At 63.5% G+C, this 18,253-nt stretch carries 18 protein-coding genes; 6 read left to right on the forward strand and 12 right to left on the reverse strand.

Annotation, left to right across the window (positions count from 1 at the left end; all coding sequences use genetic code 11):
• Positions 1-891 (reverse strand): phosphoserine phosphatase SerB, encoded by an 891-nt coding sequence (gene serB / locus DFR48_RS02190; RefSeq protein ID WP_114361495.1) that lies wholly within the window; start codon positions 889-891, stop codon positions 1-3.
• Between serB and miaA the strand changes: the two genes are divergently transcribed.
• Entirely contained in the window at positions 890-1,783 is an 894-nt protein-coding gene (gene miaA, locus DFR48_RS02195) for a tRNA (adenosine(37)-N6)-dimethylallyltransferase MiaA (RefSeq protein WP_114361496.1), read from the forward strand. The two genes, serB and miaA, sit on opposite strands and share 2 nt — an antisense overlap.
• Before the next feature lie 25 nt (positions 1,784-1,808).
• Here the strand turns inward: miaA and DFR48_RS02200 are convergent, their stop codons facing one another.
• Positions 1,809-3,863, reverse strand: a complete 2,055-nt coding sequence (locus tag DFR48_RS02200) for an ATP-binding protein (protein WP_114361497.1) — start codon at positions 3,861-3,863, stop codon at positions 1,809-1,811.
• A gap of 331 nt (positions 3,864-4,194) precedes the next feature.
• Between DFR48_RS02200 and DFR48_RS02205 the strand changes: the two genes are divergently transcribed.
• Together DFR48_RS02205 and ilvN are read left to right on the forward strand one after the other, a co-directional pair.
• A complete protein-coding gene (locus tag DFR48_RS02205) occupies positions 4,195-5,973 on the forward strand; it encodes an acetolactate synthase 3 large subunit (RefSeq protein WP_114361498.1) in 1,779 nt (592 codons plus the stop codon).
• Between the two features lie 16 nt (positions 5,974-5,989).
• Positions 5,990-6,562, forward strand: coding sequence for an acetolactate synthase small subunit (gene ilvN, locus DFR48_RS02210; RefSeq protein ID WP_114361499.1), 573 nt, complete (start codon positions 5,990-5,992; stop codon positions 6,560-6,562).
• 99 nt (positions 6,563-6,661) lie between these two features.
• Here ilvN and DFR48_RS02215 read toward each other — a convergent pair whose 3' ends face one another.
• The 3 genes from DFR48_RS02215 to DFR48_RS02225 all read right to left on the reverse strand — a co-directional run bounded on the left by DFR48_RS02215 (position 6,662) and on the right by DFR48_RS02225 (position 9,759).
• The gene (locus DFR48_RS02215) at positions 6,662-8,005 is read right to left on the reverse strand and encodes a methyl-accepting chemotaxis protein (RefSeq protein WP_114361500.1); all 1,344 of its coding nucleotides are present in this window, start codon (positions 8,003-8,005) and stop codon (positions 6,662-6,664) included.
• Between the two features lie 262 nt (positions 8,006-8,267).
• Complete coding sequence (locus DFR48_RS22375) at positions 8,268-8,738, reverse strand: metalloregulator ArsR/SmtB family transcription factor (protein WP_114361501.1); 471 nt, start codon at positions 8,736-8,738, stop codon at positions 8,268-8,270.
• Positions 8,739-8,913: 175 nt separating this feature from the next.
• Positions 8,914-9,759, reverse strand: a complete 846-nt coding sequence (locus DFR48_RS02225; RefSeq protein WP_114361502.1) for an aldo/keto reductase — start codon at positions 9,757-9,759, stop codon at positions 8,914-8,916.
• A gap of 177 nt (positions 9,760-9,936) precedes the next feature.
• Between DFR48_RS02225 and DFR48_RS02230 the strand changes: the two genes are divergently transcribed.
• Positions 9,937-10,530: a LysE family translocator gene (locus tag DFR48_RS02230; protein WP_114361503.1), complete on the forward strand. Its 594-nt coding sequence runs from the start codon at positions 9,937-9,939 to the stop codon at positions 10,528-10,530.
• Here the strand turns inward: DFR48_RS02230 and DFR48_RS02235 are convergent.
• Genes DFR48_RS02235 through DFR48_RS02255 form a run of 5 tightly spaced genes read right to left on the reverse strand, consistent with a single transcriptional unit; the run spans position 10,522 to position 14,038 of the window.
• On the reverse strand, positions 10,522-11,001 hold the full coding sequence (locus tag DFR48_RS02235) for a DUF2269 family protein (RefSeq protein WP_114361504.1): 480 nt from the start codon (positions 10,999-11,001) through the stop codon (positions 10,522-10,524). The genes DFR48_RS02230 and DFR48_RS02235 overlap by 9 nt on opposite strands.
• A complete protein-coding gene (locus tag DFR48_RS02240) occupies positions 11,001-12,287 on the reverse strand; it encodes an SDR family oxidoreductase (protein WP_114361505.1) in 1,287 nt (428 codons plus the stop codon). Before DFR48_RS02240 ends, DFR48_RS02235 begins: the two co-directional genes overlap by 1 nt.
• Before the next feature lie 50 nt (positions 12,288-12,337).
• Positions 12,338-13,126, reverse strand: a complete 789-nt coding sequence (locus DFR48_RS02245) for an anti-sigma factor family protein (RefSeq protein ID WP_114361506.1) — start codon at positions 13,124-13,126, stop codon at positions 12,338-12,340.
• Positions 13,126-13,680 carry an RNA polymerase sigma factor gene (locus tag DFR48_RS02250; RefSeq protein ID WP_114361507.1) on the reverse strand — a complete coding sequence of 185 codons (555 nt, stop codon included), beginning with the start codon at positions 13,678-13,680 and terminating at the stop codon, positions 13,126-13,128. The genes DFR48_RS02245 and DFR48_RS02250 overlap by 1 nt, the downstream gene beginning before the upstream one ends.
• Positions 13,664-14,038, reverse strand: coding sequence for a COG4315 family predicted lipoprotein (locus tag DFR48_RS02255; protein ID WP_114361508.1), 375 nt, complete (start codon positions 14,036-14,038; stop codon positions 13,664-13,666). The genes DFR48_RS02250 and DFR48_RS02255 overlap by 17 nt, the downstream gene beginning before the upstream one ends.
• A 269-nt stretch (positions 14,039-14,307) precedes the next feature.
• On the opposite strand from DFR48_RS02255, the gene DFR48_RS02260 reads away from it, so the two are divergent.
• Together DFR48_RS02260 and DFR48_RS02265 are read left to right on the forward strand one after the other, a co-directional pair.
• The gene (locus DFR48_RS02260) at positions 14,308-15,354 is read left to right on the forward strand and encodes a phosphatase PAP2 family protein (protein ID WP_114361509.1); all 1,047 of its coding nucleotides are present in this window, start codon (positions 14,308-14,310) and stop codon (positions 15,352-15,354) included.
• Between the two features lie 53 nt (positions 15,355-15,407).
• Complete coding sequence (locus DFR48_RS02265) at positions 15,408-16,535, forward strand: ATP-dependent DNA helicase (RefSeq protein WP_114361510.1); 1,128 nt, start codon at positions 15,408-15,410, stop codon at positions 16,533-16,535.
• 14 nt (positions 16,536-16,549) lie between these two features.
• On the opposite strand, the gene DFR48_RS02270 is transcribed toward DFR48_RS02265, so the two are convergent.
• Both DFR48_RS02270 and DFR48_RS02275 read right to left on the reverse strand, forming a co-directional pair.
• Positions 16,550-17,050 carry a DUF4405 domain-containing protein gene (locus tag DFR48_RS02270; RefSeq protein WP_114361511.1) on the reverse strand — a complete coding sequence of 167 codons (501 nt, stop codon included), beginning with the start codon at positions 17,048-17,050 and terminating at the stop codon, positions 16,550-16,552.
• Positions 17,051-17,180: 130 nt separating this feature from the next.
• Positions 17,181-17,876 (reverse strand): MerR family transcriptional regulator, encoded by a 696-nt coding sequence (locus DFR48_RS02275; RefSeq protein ID WP_114361512.1) that lies wholly within the window; start codon positions 17,874-17,876, stop codon positions 17,181-17,183.
• Positions 17,877-18,253 lie beyond the last annotated feature (377 nt).

Consider the following 18,253-nt stretch of genomic DNA (forward strand, 5'->3'; position numbering starts at 1 on the left):
TCAGGGGAGTATGAAGTCGGTCTTGCGATAGCCCTGCAGGTAGAGAAGGGCGGTGAGATCGCAGTGATCGAGGCGGATCTTCGCCTGGGCCGCTACTGCGGGCTTCGCGTGCAGGGCGACGCCGCTGCCGGCGAGACCGAGCATGGCGAGGTCGTTGGCGCCGTCGCCGACGGCGATCGCGTCGTGCGGGGTGATCCCGAGCCGCTCGCAGATCTCCACCAGCGCGTCGACCTTGGCCTGCTTGCCGAGGATCGGCTCGGCCACTTCGCCGGTCAGGTAGCCGTCCTTCTCGAGCAGGATGTTGGCGCGGTTCTCGTGAAAACCGAGACGGTCGGCGATGGGGTTGGTGAACACCGTGAAGCCGCCGGAGACGAGCGCCGTGTGAAAGCCGCGCGCCTTCATGGTGGCGATCAGTTCCGGTCCGCCGGCCGTGAGCGTGATGTGCTTCTCGATCACCTCGTCGACAACGGAGATCGGCAGGCCTTTCAGGAGCGCCACGCGTTCGCGCAATGCCGGCTCAAAGGCGATTTCGCCGTTCATGGCACGCGCGGTGATCTGCGCGACCTTGTCCTTCAAACCGACTTCGGCGGCGAGCTCGTCGATGCATTCCTGCCCGATCATCGTCGAATCCATGTCGGCGATCAGGAACTTCTTGCGCCGGCTGTCGGCATCCTGGATCGCGAGGTCGACCGGAGCTGTGTCGAGGATTGCCCGGATATCGACGTTCGCTTCGACCGGATCGCTGCCGTCCTTCAGCACGATGTCGCAGGCGACGCCGTCGGCGAGCCAGTAGAGGCCGGAGGCGCCGACCGCTTCCGCAGCCTTTTCGGTGAGTGCCGGGGTGACGGCGGGATTTGACGGATTGGCAAGAAGCGTGGCAACGAAGGCCATGATGAGGAACCCTGTGGACGATATCGACGCGATCCTGATAACCGGGCCGACCGCCAGCGGCAAGTCCGCGCTGGCGCTTGAGCTGGCGAAACGCCACGGTGGCGTGGTCGTCAATGCCGACAGCATGCAGGTCTACGATACGCTGCGGCTCTTGACGGCACGACCATCCGAGGAGGAGATGGAGGGCATCCCCCATCATCTCTACGGCCACGTGCCGGCAGGCGCAGCCTATTCGACCGGCGACTGGCTGAGGGAGGTGGGCGAGCTTCTCGCGCGTCTCAAGGCCGAGGGGACGCTTCCGGTGATCGTCGGCGGCACCGGCCTCTACTTCAAGGCGCTGACCGGCGGGCTTTCCGACATGCCGCCTATTCCGGCCGAAATTCGGGAGGACTTGCGGTGCCGCTTGGCGGAGGTGGGAACTGCCGCGCTGCACGCGCTGCTCGAACGTGCCGATCCGGGAATGGCGGCGAAGCTCAATCCGCAGGACGGGCAGAGGATTCTCCGGGCGCTCGAGGTGGTCACGGTGACCGGCCGGTCGATCTCCGAGTTCCAGGGCAAGGCCGGGCCGATGGTCGTCGATCCCGGGCGAGCGCGGAAGCTCGTCGTGCTGCCGGAGCGGGATATTCTCTATTCTCGCATCGACCGGCGCTTTTCGACGATGCTCGAGAGCGGCGCAGTCGAGGAGGTCGAAGCGCTGCTGGCACTCGACCTGCCGTCGGAAATGCCGGTGATGAAGGCGATCGGCGTGTCACAGATTGCCGCAATGCTGAAAGGCGAGATGAGCCGCGAGGAGGTCATCGAAAGGGCGTCTGCCGCCACTCGGCAATATGCGAAGCGTCAGATGACCTGGTTCCGAAACCAGATGGACGAGAGTTGGGAGAGGATCGGCTGAGACGCTGTCTTTGTCTTCGGCCGCCTCAGTCCTTCCGGTAGAGGCTGGAGAGAGGCTTCTTCAGGATGCTCTCGCGAAGCGACAGGCCGGGCTCCCGGCGCAAGCTCGAAGCCGGTTGCGGCGGTTCGATCGTCCTGTCGGAGGGCTGAAGGCGGGATTGGTACTCGTGGCGGGGCGCTGCGGGCTCGTACAAGTCGGTTCGGCGCCGCAGCGGCTGCAATTCGTCCCCCGCGCCGTTCCCCATGGGCAGCATGTCCGGACGGTAGGGCTCGATGGAGGGCGTGTCCTGCAGCATGGAGGGCGTGGAGGCTGCGAAGGGATCGCTACGGTGCACGTCTGCGGGCATCGGCAGGTCGTCCACGAACGACGCTGGCTGTTCGGCCGCCTCGTAGCTGCGCTGGAAGGCGGAGATGTCCGGTCCGGATACGGCGCGCATACGGCTGACGACATTGCGCAGGTCGACCGTGTCCGGGGTTTCGTCGGAGCCCTTGACGGTGACCCCGTTCGCCTTCGGCAAGTGGTTCTGCTCGACGCGGGTGAAGCGCATGCGCATGGGCACCGAGATCGCCTCGCCGAAGGCGATCGCTTCGCCGTTGCCGATAGAGGAGATGAAGCTGGTGGTGGAGATCGAGGAATCGGGAATGGCCGAACGGATGATCTCCTGGTCGCGGTCGTTGGAAAGCCGCATCGCAAACAGCGTCGAGCATTGCGAGAGAATGGTCTGGTCGAGTTCGCCGGGTCGCTGGGTGATGATGCCGAGCGAGCAGCCGTATTTGCGGCCCTCCTTGGCGATCCGGGCGATTGCCTGGCGCGTCGGGAAAAAGCCGAGATTGGGATCTGCCGGCACGTAGCGGTGCGCTTCCTCGCAGACGACGAGCATGTGAACGGCGCCGTTCGACCAGAGCGCCAGTTCGAAGGCCATGCGGCAGAGCACCGAGGCGACGGAGTTCACCACCTCGGAGGGGATGCCGGCGAGCTGGAAGGTCGAAATCGGCCGGTCGTCGCCGGGAATGCGGAAGATATGTCCTATGGTCTCCAGGATCGTATCGTTGATCGTGTTGTTGGAGAACATGAAGTGGTAGCGGGGATCGTTGATCGCCGACATGATCCGCATCTTCAGCGACCGCAGGAAGGGCTTCTCGCCGCGGCCTTCGAGCCGTCCGATGCGTTCGTCGATCAGGGCCAGAAGGTCGGCGATGCGATAGGGCACGGGCGTGTCGGCGGTGACCGAGCTCTTCTCGTTGGCGCGGCGCATCAACCCGGTGTCGCTGCCGCGGAAGGCGCGCTTTGCCTCGGGCATCAGGTCGCGGAGAATGTCGAGCTCGTCGGGCACCGGCGGGCGCCCGCGGAAGATGACCTCGGCAAACTCCTCGAGCTTCATCAGCCAGAAGGGAAGATCGAGTGTCTCCGTGTCGATGACGACGGCGTGCTCGGGAAATGCGGCGGCGAATTCGTTGTGCGGATCGAGGATCAGCACGCGCAGCTTCGGGTCCGCCTTGATTGCCTGGCGCAGAAGCAGCGACACGGCGGTCGACTTGCCGACGCCGGTGGAGCCGACCACCGCGAAGTGCTTCGACAGCATCGAGGGGACATGGATCGTCGCATCGATGCTCTCGTCCTGGGTGAGCTTGCCGATCACGCAGACATCGTTCTTGCCGGTGTCGTAGATGCGCGAGAGGTCGGCGGTGCGGATGCGGTGGGCGATCGCCCCGAGATAGGGGTAGCGCGAGATACCGGTCGAGAACTCCTCGCGGCCGTTCATGCCGACATGCACCTCGCCGAGAAGCTCGACCTCGATCAGGAAGGTGTTGTCGAGGTTCTCGCCCCAGGCCTTGGTGTCCGTCTGCATGGAGTAGACCAGAGCGACGACGCGATTGCTGCCGACGGAAATGGAGATCAGGCGGCCGACCGACCAGAGTTCGCTGAGCTCGGTGCCGCCCGCTTCGGCGACGGCGGCGATGGTCGCGCGCGATCCGTTGCATGCGACGACGCGCCCCAGCATGCGGTTGCCGGGCCGCTGCTGGTCGCGGCGATCCTGTTCGCCGGCCGTGCCCGACGTATGGAGGTCGTTGTTACGCAATAATAAACTCCTGCTACGACAACTTGTAGCAAGAGAGGTTTAATAAGCCGTGTAAGGGCTTGACGGTCGCAAGGCGTGCCGTCCTTTCGAGCACAACGACGCTTTTTGCGGCGAATGCGCGTTGACGGGGTCTGAATTTCTGTCTATCACTCTCGGCCATGACTATTTCGGCAGTTCTTATCGTGGTGGGAAAGCGCATGGGCAGGATGGTGTAACCATCCGGCGACAGCCACCCATGCGCTAGATGACAGGCTCCTCAAGGGGCCTTTTTTTATGGCCAGAACCGGGTGAAAGCCCTGACAAGAAATCCAGAAGGCAAACGGAAACAGGCATGACGGGTACAGACAATCAGATGACCGGCGCGGAGATCGTCATCAGGGCGCTGAAGGACAACGGAGTTGAGCACATCTTCGGCTATCCGGGCGGCGCCGTGCTTCCGATCTATGACGAGATCTTCCAGCAGGACGATATCCAGCACATCCTCGTGCGCCACGAGCAGGGAGCCGGCCACGCGGCCGAAGGCTATGCCCGCTCGACCGGCAAGGTCGGCGTCATGCTCGTGACGTCCGGTCCCGGCGCGACCAACGCGGTTACGCCGCTGCAGGACGCGCTGATGGATTCGATCCCGATCGTCTGCATTTCGGGACAGGTTCCGACGCCGCTCATCGGCTCCGACGCCTTCCAGGAATGCGACACCGTCGGGATCACCCGGCCGTGCACCAAGCACAACTGGCTGGTCAAGGATGTCAACGATCTCGCCCGCATCATCCATGAAGCCTTCCGCATCGCGAGAACCGGTCGTCCGGGTCCGGTCGTCGTCGATATTCCGAAGGATGTCCAGTTCGCGACCGGCACCTACACGCCGCCGGAGGCCCACCGGATCCAGAAGAGCTATCAGCCGAAGGTCCAGGGCGATGCCCGTGCGATCCAGGCTGCCGTCGAACTGATGGCGAACGCCCGTCGCCCGATCATCTACAGCGGCGGTGGCGTCATCAATTCCGGTCCGGAAGCCTCCAAGCTGCTGCGCGAACTGGTCTCGCTCACCGATTTTCCGATCACCTCCACGTTGATGGGGCTTGGCGCCTATCCGGCCTCGGGCAAGAACTGGCTCGGCATGCTCGGCATGCACGGCTCCTACGAGGCCAACATGGCCATGCACGACTGTGACGTCATGGTCTGCATCGGTGCCCGTTTCGACGACCGCATCACCGGCCGCCTCAACGCCTTCTCGCCGAATTCCAAGAAAATCCACATCGACATCGATCCGTCCAACATCAACAAGAACGTCCGGGTCGACGTTCCGATCGCCGGCGATGTCGGGCATGTGCTGGAAGACATGGTCCGCCTGTGGCGGGCGCTTCCGAAGAAACCGGATGCCGGTCAGACGGCGGAATGGCGCGACAGCATCGCCCGCTGGCGGGCGCGCAACAGCTTCGCCTACACGCCGTCGAGCGACGTCATCATGCCGCAATACGCGATCGAGCGGCTTGCGGCGCTCACCAAGGACCGCGACACCTACATCACCACCGAAGTCGGCCAGCACCAGATGTGGGCGGCACAGTTCTTCGGCTTCGAGGAGCCGAACCGCTGGATGACCTCGGGCGGCCTCGGCACCATGGGTTACGGCTTCCCGGCGGCAATCGGTGTGCAGATCGCCCATCCTGAAAGCCTCGTCATCGACATCGCCGGCGACGCCTCGATCCAGATGTGCATCCAGGAAATGTCGTGCGCCGTTCAGTACGAGGCGCCGGCCAAGATCTTCATCCTCAACAACCAGTACATGGGCATGGTCCGCCAGTGGCAGCAGCTCCTGCACGGCAACCGTCTGTCGCACTCCTATACCGAGGCGATGCCGGACTTCGTGAAGCTCGCCGAGGCCTATGGCGCCGTCGGCCTGCGTTGCGAGAAGCCGGGCGACCTGGACGCCGCCATCCTGGAGATGATCAACGTCAAGAAGCCGGTGATCTTCGACTGCCGCGTCGCCAATCTCGCCAACTGCTTCCCGATGATCCCGTCCGGCAAGGCACACAACGAAATGCTGCTGCCCGACGAGGCCACCGATGAGGCGGTCGCCAACGCCATCGACGCCAAGGGCCGCCAGCTCGTTTGATTTCAAGGGGTTTACAATGAACGCACACCTTCAGCCCACGGGCTCCGCCTACTTCATCGCCCCGGAAACGGCGAGTGTCGAAAGCCATACGCTTTCGGTTCTCGTCGACAACGAGCCGGGCGTCCTTGCCCGCGTCATCGGCCTCTTTTCCGGCCGCGGCTACAATATCGAAAGCCTTACCGTCTCGGAAACCGAGCACGAGGCGCACCTCTCGCGGATCACCATCGTCACGCGCGGGACGCCGAGCGTGCTCGAGCAGATCAAGACGCAGCTCGAGCGCATCGTTCCCGTCCATCGGGTGGTGGACCTGACGGTACGTGCCCGCGAGCTCGGCCAGGAGCGGCCGATCGAACGCGAGGTGGCGCTGGTGAAGATCACCGGTTCCGGCGAGATGCGCGCCGAGACCCTGCGTCTTGCCGACGCCTTCCAGGCGAAGGTGGTGGACGCGACCGTCGATCACTTCATCTTCGAAATCACCGGGAAATCCTCGAAGATCGACCAGTTCGTGGCGATCATGAAGCCGCTCGGCCTGAACGAGATCTGCCGCACCGGGATTGCCGCGATGAACCGCGGTTCGCAGGGAATGTGAGGCAATCTCTGCCGATCGACTGGACGGGCGGCCCTTGTGCCGCCCGTCTTCTTTCTGGGGCCTGCCGTATGCGCGACGTTCGCGTGCCGCGATCCGGTGTTATTCGATTTCCAGTTTGCCGAGGAGATCGAGCACCTCGTGCGAGGCTGTCTCGACCGCCGATATCCGTTCGAGTGCCCCTCTGATGTCGCCGTTGTTGAAGCATTCGACTGCCTGGATTCCCTGCTGGTGCACCCTGCAGTGCGGCGCCTCGAGTGCGGCGAAGGCCGGATGTCGCCTGAACCGGACGTCCTCTACTTGGTCGTACCACTTGCCCAGCCGGCAATGGTGATGGTCGGCGAGTTCGTTCGCCCGCAAACCTTCGCGCCCGATGATCATGTTGGCGAGCCGCCGCTTCCAGATGACGTGGTCGGATTGTGCAAGCTTCACCAGCCTGTTCGGCACTTGCGTCTCGGCGACGACGCCGAGGAGCACGTTCACCGCACCCTGACCCTTGTCCATGGTGGCAAGGACGGTCTCCAGCGCAGTGCTCGACTTGCCGGCATGACTCGCAATGCGTGCGACCCCGCCGGCAACGCTCTCGGCGGCTTCCTTCTGCTGTTCGAGCGCAATGGCGATGTCCTGGCTGTTTCGGACCACTGCGGAAATATTGCCGTCGATTGCGCCCATCGCAGTTCCAAGCTGCCCGACAGCCGTGGCGCCCGCTCCGACGGAGGCGGTGTTTGCCTGCATCGCCTGCATCATACTCTGCATGCCGTCGGTCAGAAGGGACACGATTTCGCCGATCTCCCGCGTCGCCGCGGATGTTCGGTCCGAGAGTGATTTCACCTCGTTTGCGACGACGGCAAATCCTTTGCCGGCGTCGCCGGCGCGGGCGGCCTCCACCGCGGCATTGATGGCGAGCAGGTTGGTCTGTGCGGCGATCTTCTTGATGGTGTCGGCAATGGTGGCGATATTGCCGGTCAGGGCGTGGACGGCACTGAGGCGCTCCCCGGTTTCCGAGACCGACGCCGAGATCTTGCCGATCTCCTGTTCGACCGTCGAGAGTGCCGTCGCGCCTTTCGCGACGCTTTCGTTCGCCTGGAGCGCGCTTGCCGAGATCTCCTCGCCGCTGCGGCCGATTTCGGCAACGGTTGCGGCCATCTGTTCCGCTGCAGCGGCAATCGACTGGGAGTAGTCGTCTACCCGGCGAAGGCCGTAGAGCAGGTTCGCCCCCTGGACGACGGTCTCGTTTACGGCGACGGACGTGTCTACGACGCTCGTAAGGACGGTGGCGGCCTGACTTCCAAGCCGGGAGAGAAGTCCGTTGAGGGCGGCCGCGACGTCGTCGCTACCCTCCACGACGGAATTGTAGTCTCCGGCAGCTGCCCTTCGCAGTGCTGTGAGCATGTCCACCTGATGTGCTTCGGAGGAAGGAGTCTCTTGAAGTAGCGGCAGTCCCATTTCGGCTTTCCAAAGATCATGGCGCGGCTCAAGGTATCTGCCGCGGTAAGCACGACTTTAGAATTTTATCCTTAATCAAACTTAAAGTGTGACGCCAATACCAGTAACTTCCCGACATTTTTCCGTGAGAATATGGAAATGTACTTTATTTCAACGGTTATAAATTAGAAATTCATCGGTATTGTAATGATCATGCTTTATGGGCGTGCGTGAGCGCTTCGCTTGCGCCGTGTCTCTGGTTGCAACTTTTCGTTATCATGCTTTAGAACATCGACATCTGGGCCGGAGCCGGCTTCTCTGCAGGTCCTGCGTCCGCCTCGGGTTCCGTCGGCGTGGCCTTCTCCGTCGAAGCGGATCTCGCGGCGCCTCTTGCGCGGGGTCCTGCCGGCTTCTCGTCCTCGGGCGGCGCCGGGGTCGCACGCCCGGTCATGTCGACGTCCTGCAGAAATCCCGCAAGGCATGGTTCCAGCACCTTCTGCGCCAGTGCGTAGTGGACGAACTGGCCGCGCTTTTCGCGGGAGACGAGACCGGCGCCTTCGAGGATCGCAAGGTGCTGCGATATCGACGGCTTCGCCATGGTGAAGTGCGAGGCGATCTCGCCGGCAGTCAGGCTGGAGGCGGCGAGATGCCTCAGGATCGCCCGGCGCGGTGCTGCTGCCAGCGCCTGAAAGATCTTCTGCTCCCGCTTTTCGTCCCTGCTGGCCGCTGCCGTCTTCTTGCCGCGCTTCTGCATGTCCCGTCGCCCTGTTTGCATCGACGCAGATATTTCCGGAATCGCGGCGTCAGGCAATCCCCTCCAGCACCTCCAGATGGGTGGGTGACGGTTAGTTAACAACCTAATTCGGTAATTCGTGTTGAATGGGGTCCCCGACAGCGTCACGGCAGAGCGTCGTGCTTTCGGGCACCGCTCAGCTCATCGCCAGCGGCATCTTGTGCTCAGGCCGGGGGAAGACCGCATCGAGGGCCGCCCAGTCTTCTTCGGTCACGTGGAGATCGACGGCGTCGCGGTTTTCGCGCACACGGCGGAGGTTCGCTGATTTCGGGATGGCGATCACGCCTTCGCGCCTCAGAAGAAATGCGAGGGCGACCTGCGCGGGCGTCGCCTGGTAGGCCTTGGCGATATGGATCAGCTCCGGATGGTGGGCCAGTCGGCCCTGCTCGATCGGCGAGTAGGCCATGACCGCGACATCATGAGCCCGGCACCAGGGCAACAGGTCGTATTCGATGCCCCGTTGGCCGAGATTGTAGAGCACCTGGTTGGCCGCACAATTGACGCCGTCGGGCAGGGCGTAAAGCTCCTCCATGTCGGCAACGTCGAAATTCGACACGCCCCAGGCGCCGATCTTGCCGGCAGCCTTCAGTTCCTCGAAGGCGGCGATCGTATCGGCGAGCGGATGTTCGCCGCGCCAGTGCAGGAGATAGAGGTCGAGACGATCGGTCTTGAGGCGCTTGAGGCTGTTCTCGCAGGCGGCGATCGTGCCGGACCGGCTGGCATTCCACGGATAGACCTTGCTGACCAGAAATACATCGTCGCGCCGGTCTTCGAGGGCAATCCCGACCACGCGCTCGGCGCCGCCCTCGCCATACATCTCGGCCGTATCGATCAGCGTCATGCCGAGGTCGAGACCGAGCCGCATGCTGTCGATCTCTTCGTTGGCGCGGGCCTTCATCTCGCCCATCTGCCAGGTGCCGAGCCCCAGCGCGGGAACGGAGACGCCGCCGGGCAGGGTGACGGTCGGGATGGGGTCGTGCATCGCTTCTTCCTTCTGGCATCTGTCAGTAGAGCATAGCAGGCGGTGTCGGACCGGCAAGCAGCCGACATTGCCGGATCGGGTCGGGCTCGTGTGTCACTGCAACAATTCCGCGCTGGACCGACAAATTGGGTCAGCTATGTTGACCTGACGAAAAACAAGTCTCCGAAGGGGATAGTCATGACCTCGGAAATGCTGATCGCGCTGATGCTGTTTGCCTTCTCGACCTCGATCACGCCGGGGCCGAACAATATGATGCTGCTTGCCTCGGGCGTGAACTTCGGTTTCCGGCGTACGGTTCCCCATATTCTCGGGATCGAGCTCGGCTTCGGAGCGCTGATCCTCGCCGTCGGCCTCGGCGTCGGGACGATCCTGTCGACCGAACCCCGGCTCTATCTCGGCCTCAAGGTGCTGGGCGGCGGTTATCTTCTCTGGATGGCCTGGCACATCGCCATGACGCGGCAGATGGGGGAGGCGGCCAGTAAGGCGCGCCCGTTCAGTTTCGTTCAGGCAGCTCTCTTCCAGTTCGTCAACCCGAAGGCCTGGGTCATGGCGGCCGGCGCGGTCGCCGCCTATCAGAGCCCCAATTCCTACATCCGCGACTCCACGCTGATCTTTCTCGCCTTCATGTCGGTCGGCATCTTCTGCACGGCCGCTTGGGTGGGCTTCGGCTCGGCGCTCAAGGGCTGGTTGTCCGATCCCGTCAGGCTCAAGTGGTTCAACATCACCATGGCGGTGCTGCTGGTCGCGAGTTTGTGGCCGATGCTAAAATAACGCGATCGACGGTCTCGCGAGCATCAGCCAGATGATCGCGAGGACGGCGAAGAAGGCGGGGAAGCCGCAGGCGAACCAGATCCTGTAGAGCGATGTGAAGGCCGGCGGCAGAGCCGTGCCGGCCGCGGCCGCCGCACGCGCGATATCGCGCAGCTTCAGCTGAATCCAGACGACCGGCAGCCAGAAAAGACCGGTGACGACATAGAGTGCCAGCGCGATCACGATCCAGCCCTCGGTGAGCGGCCAGCCTATCGTTTTGGCGAGCAGATATCCGGTGATCGGCTGCACGATCACGGCGGTTGCCGTGAAGACCGTATCCGCAAGCACGACTGTGCCGGCGACGTGGGCGATGACCGCCGGATCGCGTGTGCGCTGCGCGACCACCATGAAGAAGGCGATGCCGGCGCCCGTCCCGAGCAGCACCGTCGCACCGACGACATGAAGGAAGCGGAGGAGAATGTCGACGGGCATCAGCGGTTGTCCAGGATGGCAAGGCTTGTGAGGGTGAGCAGGATCGACGGCAGGACCTTGACCAGCGGGCCGAGCGGATCGAGCCAGAGGGCCGGTTCCACGACGGATGCGGCGGCGAGGTAGAGCGCGGTGACGGCGAGCATGCCGAGGAGGGCGCGGCGGGCGAGCGGACGCAGGAGGACGCAGATCCCGAGCGTGACGTCGAGAAGGCAGGAAAGCAGTGTCGCAGCCGTCGCGGCCGCCGGCGGCAACAGCGGCAGGAGGTGGCTTGCGGCGCGCTCGACATCGGCAAGCGGCACGAGGCCGGAGAGCAGCCAGAAGAGCGACAGGGTGACGATCACCGGCGCCTTCAAGAGATAGAGGCGAGCAAACCAGAGGTCCTGCACGCCGGCCGGCTGGGCGGCAAGCGTTTCGGCCAGCGTCCGCATGGCGAACGGTGCCGGTTCCCCGTCATTGCGGCGGGTGACGCCGCCTTCCATCACGGTCATGGCGGTCGATCGCAGCGGCGACTGCCAGCCGAGACGGCCGGCGAGGTCGGCCAGTGCCGTAACCGCTCGCCCGAGGATCGCCGGCACGACGACCGTCGGGGCGGGGGCGAGGCCGAGCCAGCGGCGATGCAGCGCGAGTGTCGCGGCAAGCGTCAGCCGCTCCGGTGCCGCGAGCTCGAGGTCGCTGCCGGCAGGGATCGCGCCTTCGACGGCGAGCGCGACGGCGGCTGCCACATCCTCGACATCCACCGTCTCGACCGGGCTTTCGGCGTGGATGAGCGGCTGGACGAAGGGGAAGGCGGCGAGCGCTCGCAGCAGGGCGGTTCCGCCGAAGGCATTGCGCCCGACGACGAGCGCCGGCCGCAGGATGACGAACGACAGGCCGCTTTCCGCGAGCGCCGTATCGGCCCGGCGCTTGGTCGCCAGAAACGGCAGGTCGGCGCCGCCGCCGTCGACCCGGGCGGAGATCTGCACGATGCGGCGGATGCCGCTCGTCTTCGCGGCTTCGTAGAGCGCGACCATGGCATTCTGCTGGGAGGCGGCGAGATCGTCGGCGAGGCCGTCCTGCAACGCGCCGGCGCAATTGACGACGATTTCGAAACCGTCGAGGTGCGGCTGCCAGGATTCCGCGGTCTGGAGTTCGGCCAGGTCGGCGGCAATCCACCGGCCCTGCGGCCAGCGGGCGCGTGCTTGCGCGACGGTGCGGGCGAGCCCGGTGACCGCATGTCCGTCGCCGGCCAGCCGTCGCATGACCGCCGAACCGATGAAACCTGTACCGCCGAGAATCAGAATGTGCATGGCCGAGACTAGCAGGTCAGACGCATGCCGTCAGACCAGGGCTGGGCCGATTACCCCTCGAACTGCCGGTAGCATTCCTCGGCGATCTCGCGGAGCCGTTCGCGGGAGATTTCGCCGCTCAGCGCATAGCCGACCGGTCCGTCTATCCAGTAGAAGGTCTCGATGGTGCCTTCGGTCGCGTAACGGAAGCTCGTCGTGCGGTTGGCGTCGTTGCGCCCTGCGAGCACGGTGATGCGCTCACCGCCGGCATCCTCGTACATCAGCATGGCGCCGGCCTTCCCGCCGACAGGCACCAGCCGGCCGCCGACCAGGCGGTAACCGAAGCGGGAGAGATCGGGGATGCGGAGCGGATGATCGAGCCGCTTGCCGAGCCAGGCGGCAAGATGCTCCTGCTCGTCGGCGCCGACCTCCACCGGATGGCGGACATCGCTCGCATAGATCAGGAAGGCGGAGCGGGCCTCTTGCGGCAAGGCGGCAGCCGTCTGCTGCACCGAAAGGGGCGCTCTTCCCAGGAGAGAGGGCATCACCTGTCCGATCGCGATGCCGGCGCCGAGAAGGACCAGGGATGCGGCCATCTGCCGGAGGGGGAAAGGGCGTGGCCGTCGCACTGCCTTCGTCTCCGGCTTCCGCAGGAGTTCCGGATCGCCCGGCTCGCTGCGAGCGTAATTGGAGAAGAGCGCACGGATGCCGTCGTTCTGCGCCCGCCAGTCGGCGACCATGGCGGCGTCGTCCGGGTGCGCCGCGAGCCAGGCTTCGACCTCGCAGCTGCGCGCGGCGTCGAGCTGTCCGTCGACATAGGCGTGCAGGTCTTTTTCGTCGATGGAGCCGGGATCGGGCATTACTTTGGTCTCCGGAGAGTAACGATATTCTGTTCGGCCAGTACGAGCCACAGCCGCTCACGGGCGCGGGAGAGGCGCGACATGACCGTTCCGATCGGAACGCCGAGCATGTCGGCGACCTCCTGATAGGCGTAGCCTTCGACGACGACGAGCATCAGGACGGAGCGATATTCCGGGGCAAGCCCGTCGAGGGCGGCGTGCAGGCGATCACGCTCGAGCGGATCGGCCGCGGCCGTCGGCGCTTCGAGGTGTTCTGCCTCGCCGATGTCGACGGCGGGAAACCGGCGGGCATTGCGGCCGCGATTGTGGTGCAAATTGGTCATGATCGTGTAGACCCAGGCCTTCAGGCTGCCGCCACGCCACGTCCCGCGTTTGGCGAGCGCCGTTTCCACGCAGTCCTGCAGCAGGTCCTCGCCGTCGGGATCCGAGTGCGTGAGGCTGCGCGAATAGCGCCGCAGGCCGGGCAGCAGCGCCAGCATGCCCTCTTCGAAAGGGCTGGTGCCGGGGGCTGGGCTCCCCGGCGTCGCATTCTCCCTGTCAGGGCCTTGCGGCATCCCATACGCCTTTCACGCCGTCGCCGGTGGCATCGCCTTCCTTCATGTCCTTGACCCAGAAGTAGAGCGGCATGCCGTCCTTCGCCCACTGCATTGCGCCATCCTTGCGGGTCACCAGCGAGTATGCGCCTTCGGCCTTGGCACCGGAAGCGGCGAGGAAGGGAGGCCAGTTCTTGGCGCAGTCGTCATAGCAGTTCGAGACGCCTTTCTGGTCGTTCTGGAACGTGTAGAGCGTCATGCCGTTGTCTCCGGCGACGACCTCGCCCTTGTCGGTCTTGACGGTCTTGACCGGCGCCTGCGCAAGGGCCGGACCGGCGAGCGCTACGATGGCGAGAGAAAGAAGGAGACGGGATTTCATGGCGGGATCCTCCGAGTCTGCGGTTGTCGGGCACGTCCGGATCGGCCGTGCCTGATGTCTAAGACACCGGAGCGGCGCGTTTTATTCCCGGCTTGACGAAAAAAGAGAGGGACCGATGCAAGGGGCAGGTTCTCGCTCGCCGGCTCCCTCTATGCACGCGGGCGTTCATTAGTGAATTCTGCCACCTCAGGTTTAGTTCCCTTTAAGATTTTCCATATCACTTATGATTGCAGACGTTGTGCACGTTCATCTTTAGAGGGGGGTATTCTATGAGCCTTGAACAGTCGGCAGATACGACGGTTCGGACGAATGAAGGGGTGAGTGCAGCGTTTGTTGCATGGCTGAAACCTGCCCGTTCCCAACGCCTTCTTGTGGCGTTCTCCGGTTATGTTGCATGCGCAATCGTCTTCTTTCCTGAGACCTACGCACATTTCTGGACGGCCAAGGTTCATCATCTCGCGACGGCGTTCTCGTTCGCCATTCTGGTTGTGGTCTTCGTCTCCGTCATACGGACGCCTGCATCGCCTTGGTCGTCCTTTCGCGCGTATGTAAGGAGACGCGGCCTGGTCGTCTTTGCCGCCTTCGGTGCGCTCGTCTTCGGACTGTCGGCATTCTCCACCATAAAGGTGAATATCCCCAACGTGGTTCCGTTTTATGCAGACGGATACATAGCGGGCCTCGAGCGAACAATTCTCGGTGTCGACGCATGGAGGCTTGCCCACGCGATAGTTCCGGATCGTGTCGCGGGCGTGGTCGATTTCATCTATTCGAAATTCTGGTTCGTCGGGCTGATCTGCTGTTATGCCTTTGCGGCGGTCATCGAGGAGGGCGCACGTTTCAAGCGCTTTATGTGGACTGCACTGGCGATTTACGCGGGTCTCGGTTCGATCCTCGCGTTGGTCTTTTCGTGCGTCGGTCCGATTTTCTATGACGACTTCTATGCGGGCAATCGCTTTGCCGAGCTCACCGACGCCTTGCGGGCAAATCCGGGTATCGTTTACGTCGGTCAATACGCGGACTTTCTCCTGTGGAGCTACCGTGAGAATCAACCACAACTCGGTTCCGGTATATCGGCAATGCCCAGCCTGCACGTGGCGGTGGCCGTGCTGACGGCATGGTTCCTGACGAGTCATCATCGATGGCTGGCCGTCATCGGCTGGGTGTACGCGACCGTCATCGGCGTAAGCTCCGTCTACACGGGCTGGCACTACCTGCTCGACGGAGTAGTGTCTTTCCTGGTGGTTTCTGCGATCTGGATCGGTCTCAGCCGCTACTACGGGCTTACCGCGCTGCCGAATCGGCCCGCGGACAGTTGAGCGCGGGAGCAATTTGCTTGCATTGGCAGTACGAATCCTGCCAAGCACGGCGCATGCAGTTCGCACCCCAGCAGGACGACGCCCTGAAAGCCGTTTCGAAATGGCTGAAGGAGGGCAGGCAGCCGGTTTTTCGCCTGTTCGGTTATGCCGGCACCGGCAAGACGACGCTTGCGAAACATTTTGCCGAACACGTCGAAGGCGATGTGCTGTTTGCAGCCTTCACCGGCAAGGCGGCGCAGGTGCTGCGCTCGCGTGGTGCGTCGAACGCCAAGACCATCCATTCGCTGATTTATAGGCCGCGCGGCGAGGAGGCGGTCGAGGACGAGGAGACCGGCAAGACCTCGATCTCGCCGATGTTTGCGATCAATCGCCAGAGCCCGGTGGCGAAAGCTGCGATGATCGTCATCGACGAGTGCTCGATGGTCGACGAGCAGCTCGGCCGCGACCTGATGAGCTTCGGAACGCCGATCCTCGTGCTCGGCGACCCCGGCCAGCTGCCGCCGGTATCGGGCGGCGGCTTCTTCACCGATCACGAGCCGGATTTCCTGCTGACGGACATCCACCGCCAGGCCCGTGACAATCCGATCATCGAACTTGCCATGCACATCCGCGAGGGCAAGGAGATCATGTACGGCGACTACGGGACGGCGAGGGTGATTTCCAAGAACGAGGTCTCGCAGGATCTCGTCCTCGAAGCCGATCAGGTGCTGGTCGGCACCAACCGCACGCGGCGGCGCTACAACAAGCGGCTTCGGGAGCTGAAGGGCTTCACCGCCGAGTACCCGCAGGCGGGCGACAAGCTGGTCTGCCTACGCAACGACCAGGTGAAGGGGCTGCTCAACGGTTCTCTCTGGCAGGTCATGACGTCGTCGCGCGAGACCGTAAAGCCCGGCATCAACCTGCTGATCAAGCCCGAAGACGACGACATGGACCGGGGCGCGGCCAAGATCAAGCTCCTGAAGGCAGCCTTCGAGGACATCGAGACGGAAATTCCCTGGACGACCCGCAAGCGTTACGACGAGTTCGATTACGGCTATGCGCTGACGGTGCACAAGGCGCAGGGCTCGCAGTGGAACAATGTCGTTCTCTTCGACGAGAGTTTCGCCTTCCGCGATACGCGCGAGCGCTGGCTCTATACGGCGGTCACCCGCGCGGCGGAAACGCTCACCATCGTGCGGTGAGCGTTTCAGGCACTTTACGGCTTTAGCGTCGTCAGCGTCATCACGACATCACGCTCCGTCTTGCCGGAGGCGGTGGCGATCTCGGTCAGCGGCTTGCCGGCCTCCGCGGCGGCAAAACCCTTTTCCTTGAGCGTTGCGACGAAGGCCTCCTCCGTCTGGCCGTAGAGCGGCGCGATCTGCGCCGGCGTGCCTCCGACCACCAGTTCGATCATTGCCACCTGCGGGCTGACGCTCGTCGTTCCGGTCATCGCCGGCCAGGCAAAGGCGATCCCGGCGGCGAGCGAGAGGCCGAGCGCAATCGCCATCGGCGGACGCTTGAAGTAGCTGACGAAGGGGCGCCAGTTTCGCCAGACGTGCAGCAGGAAGGGTGCTATCAGCACCATGCTCAGCAGTTCGTGCATCTCCCGGAACGCGCTCGTGCCGAAGTGAAAGAAGAGGGCAACACCGGAGACGAGCGATATGAGAAAAAGACCGGTGGTAAATGGCGTGGCGTAGCGGGAAAGAAGCGCGGGCATTTTCGTTGTCCATCGTTGTTGGCGACGGACCAGTGATAGTCGGAGTCGACCCTGTAGTCGTGTTACAAAGTTGTCAGGTACGACAATTGTCAACTATGCGGCAACCTGTCCGCACGGCTCTCAGCAGGAGTTACGAGGCGATCACCCCGGACAGGACTGCCTTGGCGACGGCCTGGAAGCGATTGCTGGCGTCGAACTTGCGGATGATAGTGGCCTCTATGGCCGTGATCTCTTCACCTGCCATATCGAGGGTGCGGGCGATCCGCGTTGGGGTGTAGCCCTCGGCTATCAGCTCCAGGCAACGCCGTTCCAGATCGGAAAGCTCGACGCTGTCGCCCAGGTCGGCAACGGAGGCCTGGTCGGCTGCGCCGTCGGGAAAGAGAAGGGCGATGATCTGCTGCATCTGGCGGCGAATGGTCGAGAGCGCGGCGATGAGTTCGCGCTTGCGGGCGACGAGCGCCTGCTGAAAGATCGCGCTCGCGTCCTCCTGCGAGCCTGCCGCTGCCAGTTCCTCCATCAGCTCCTGGATGACGGCGACCGGCATGCCGATTTCCCGGCACGCATTGATGAGCGCCATGCGTGCGATGTCGGCGTGGGTATAGACACGCATGAGGCCGATGCGCCCCGCCTTGATGAGACCCTTCTCCTCATAGAAGTGCAGCGTGCGATGGGTGATGCGGAACATGTTCGCCATGTCGGCTATGGCGACCGGCTCCGCCGGCACGTTGCCGGGAAGCGGTATCTGCGGCAAGTAGCCGGGAACGCCGCCGCCAGAGGACAGTGATCGATTGCCCTGTCGCGGGCCCTCCTGCAACCGTTCCGCCATGATGTCCCCCTTGCTTTCTCGCGTCTACATCGTCTCGTCTACGTCTTTCCTGCTTGACCCTCGATGATCCGTATCAAGCCTTTCGGGCGCGGCGGCGCAAGGCTTTTGGACATGGAGCTTCCTGAATAAACGTGCAGATTAACGACCTCCTGCGAAGGTTGTAAACCTCTGCAGGTGCCCAACTTTGGTAATTGCAACCGCGCCGGTCGGAATGGGTCGTTTTTCGACTTCTCGTCCCTATCGAAGATTGCAATTGGCTGTGCCTGCTGCAACCGGCCATGGGCGGTTTCCATCAAGACTTCACATGAAGCCATGTGTTTTTGTCGTTGGCGTTCTTTCGAGCGATGCCGTAAATGACGATCTGCAAGACCCACGCC

It is taken from the genome of Ciceribacter lividus (genome assembly GCF_003337715.1).
Classification (GTDB): Bacteria; Pseudomonadota; Alphaproteobacteria; order Rhizobiales; family Rhizobiaceae; genus Allorhizobium; species Allorhizobium lividum.

What these genes read in the sequence shown, in the direction of transcription:
- miaA (WP_114361496.1), top strand. Translation starts at nt 890, where the DNA reads ATGATGAGGAACCCTGTGGACGATATCGACGCGATCCTGATAACCGGG.
- serB (WP_114361495.1), bottom strand. Translation starts at nt 891, where the DNA reads ATGGCCTTCGTTGCCACGCTTCTTGCCAATCCGTCAAATCCCGCCGTC.
- DFR48_RS02205 (WP_114361498.1), top strand. Translation starts at nt 4,195, where the DNA reads ATGACGGGTACAGACAATCAGATGACCGGCGCGGAGATCGTCATCAGG.
- ilvN (WP_114361499.1), top strand. Translation starts at nt 5,990, where the DNA reads ATGAACGCACACCTTCAGCCCACGGGCTCCGCCTACTTCATCGCCCCG.
- DFR48_RS02215 (WP_114361500.1), bottom strand. Translation starts at nt 8,005, where the DNA reads ATGGGACTGCCGCTACTTCAAGAGACTCCTTCCTCCGAAGCACATCAG.
- DFR48_RS22375 (WP_114361501.1), bottom strand. Translation starts at nt 8,738, where the DNA reads ATGCAGAAGCGCGGCAAGAAGACGGCAGCGGCCAGCAGGGACGAAAAG.
- DFR48_RS02225 (WP_114361502.1), bottom strand. Translation starts at nt 9,759, where the DNA reads ATGCACGACCCCATCCCGACCGTCACCCTGCCCGGCGGCGTCTCCGTT.
- DFR48_RS02230 (WP_114361503.1), top strand. Translation starts at nt 9,937, where the DNA reads ATGACCTCGGAAATGCTGATCGCGCTGATGCTGTTTGCCTTCTCGACC.
- DFR48_RS02235 (WP_114361504.1), bottom strand. Translation starts at nt 11,001, where the DNA reads ATGCCCGTCGACATTCTCCTCCGCTTCCTTCATGTCGTCGGTGCGACG.
- DFR48_RS02240 (WP_114361505.1), bottom strand. Translation starts at nt 12,287, where the DNA reads ATGCACATTCTGATTCTCGGCGGTACAGGTTTCATCGGTTCGGCGGTC.
- DFR48_RS02245 (WP_114361506.1), bottom strand. Translation starts at nt 13,126, where the DNA reads ATGCCCGATCCCGGCTCCATCGACGAAAAAGACCTGCACGCCTATGTC.
- DFR48_RS02250 (WP_114361507.1), bottom strand. Translation starts at nt 13,680, where the DNA reads ATGCCGCAAGGCCCTGACAGGGAGAATGCGACGCCGGGGAGCCCAGCC.
- DFR48_RS02255 (WP_114361508.1), bottom strand. Translation starts at nt 14,038, where the DNA reads ATGAAATCCCGTCTCCTTCTTTCTCTCGCCATCGTAGCGCTCGCCGGT.
- DFR48_RS02260 (WP_114361509.1), top strand. Translation starts at nt 14,308, where the DNA reads ATGAGCCTTGAACAGTCGGCAGATACGACGGTTCGGACGAATGAAGGG.
- DFR48_RS02265 (WP_114361510.1), top strand. Translation starts at nt 15,408, where the DNA reads ATGCAGTTCGCACCCCAGCAGGACGACGCCCTGAAAGCCGTTTCGAAA.
- DFR48_RS02270 (WP_114361511.1), bottom strand. Translation starts at nt 17,050, where the DNA reads ATGCCCGCGCTTCTTTCCCGCTACGCCACGCCATTTACCACCGGTCTT.
- DFR48_RS02275 (WP_114361512.1), bottom strand. Translation starts at nt 17,876, where the DNA reads ATGGCGGAACGGTTGCAGGAGGGCCCGCGACAGGGCAATCGATCACTG.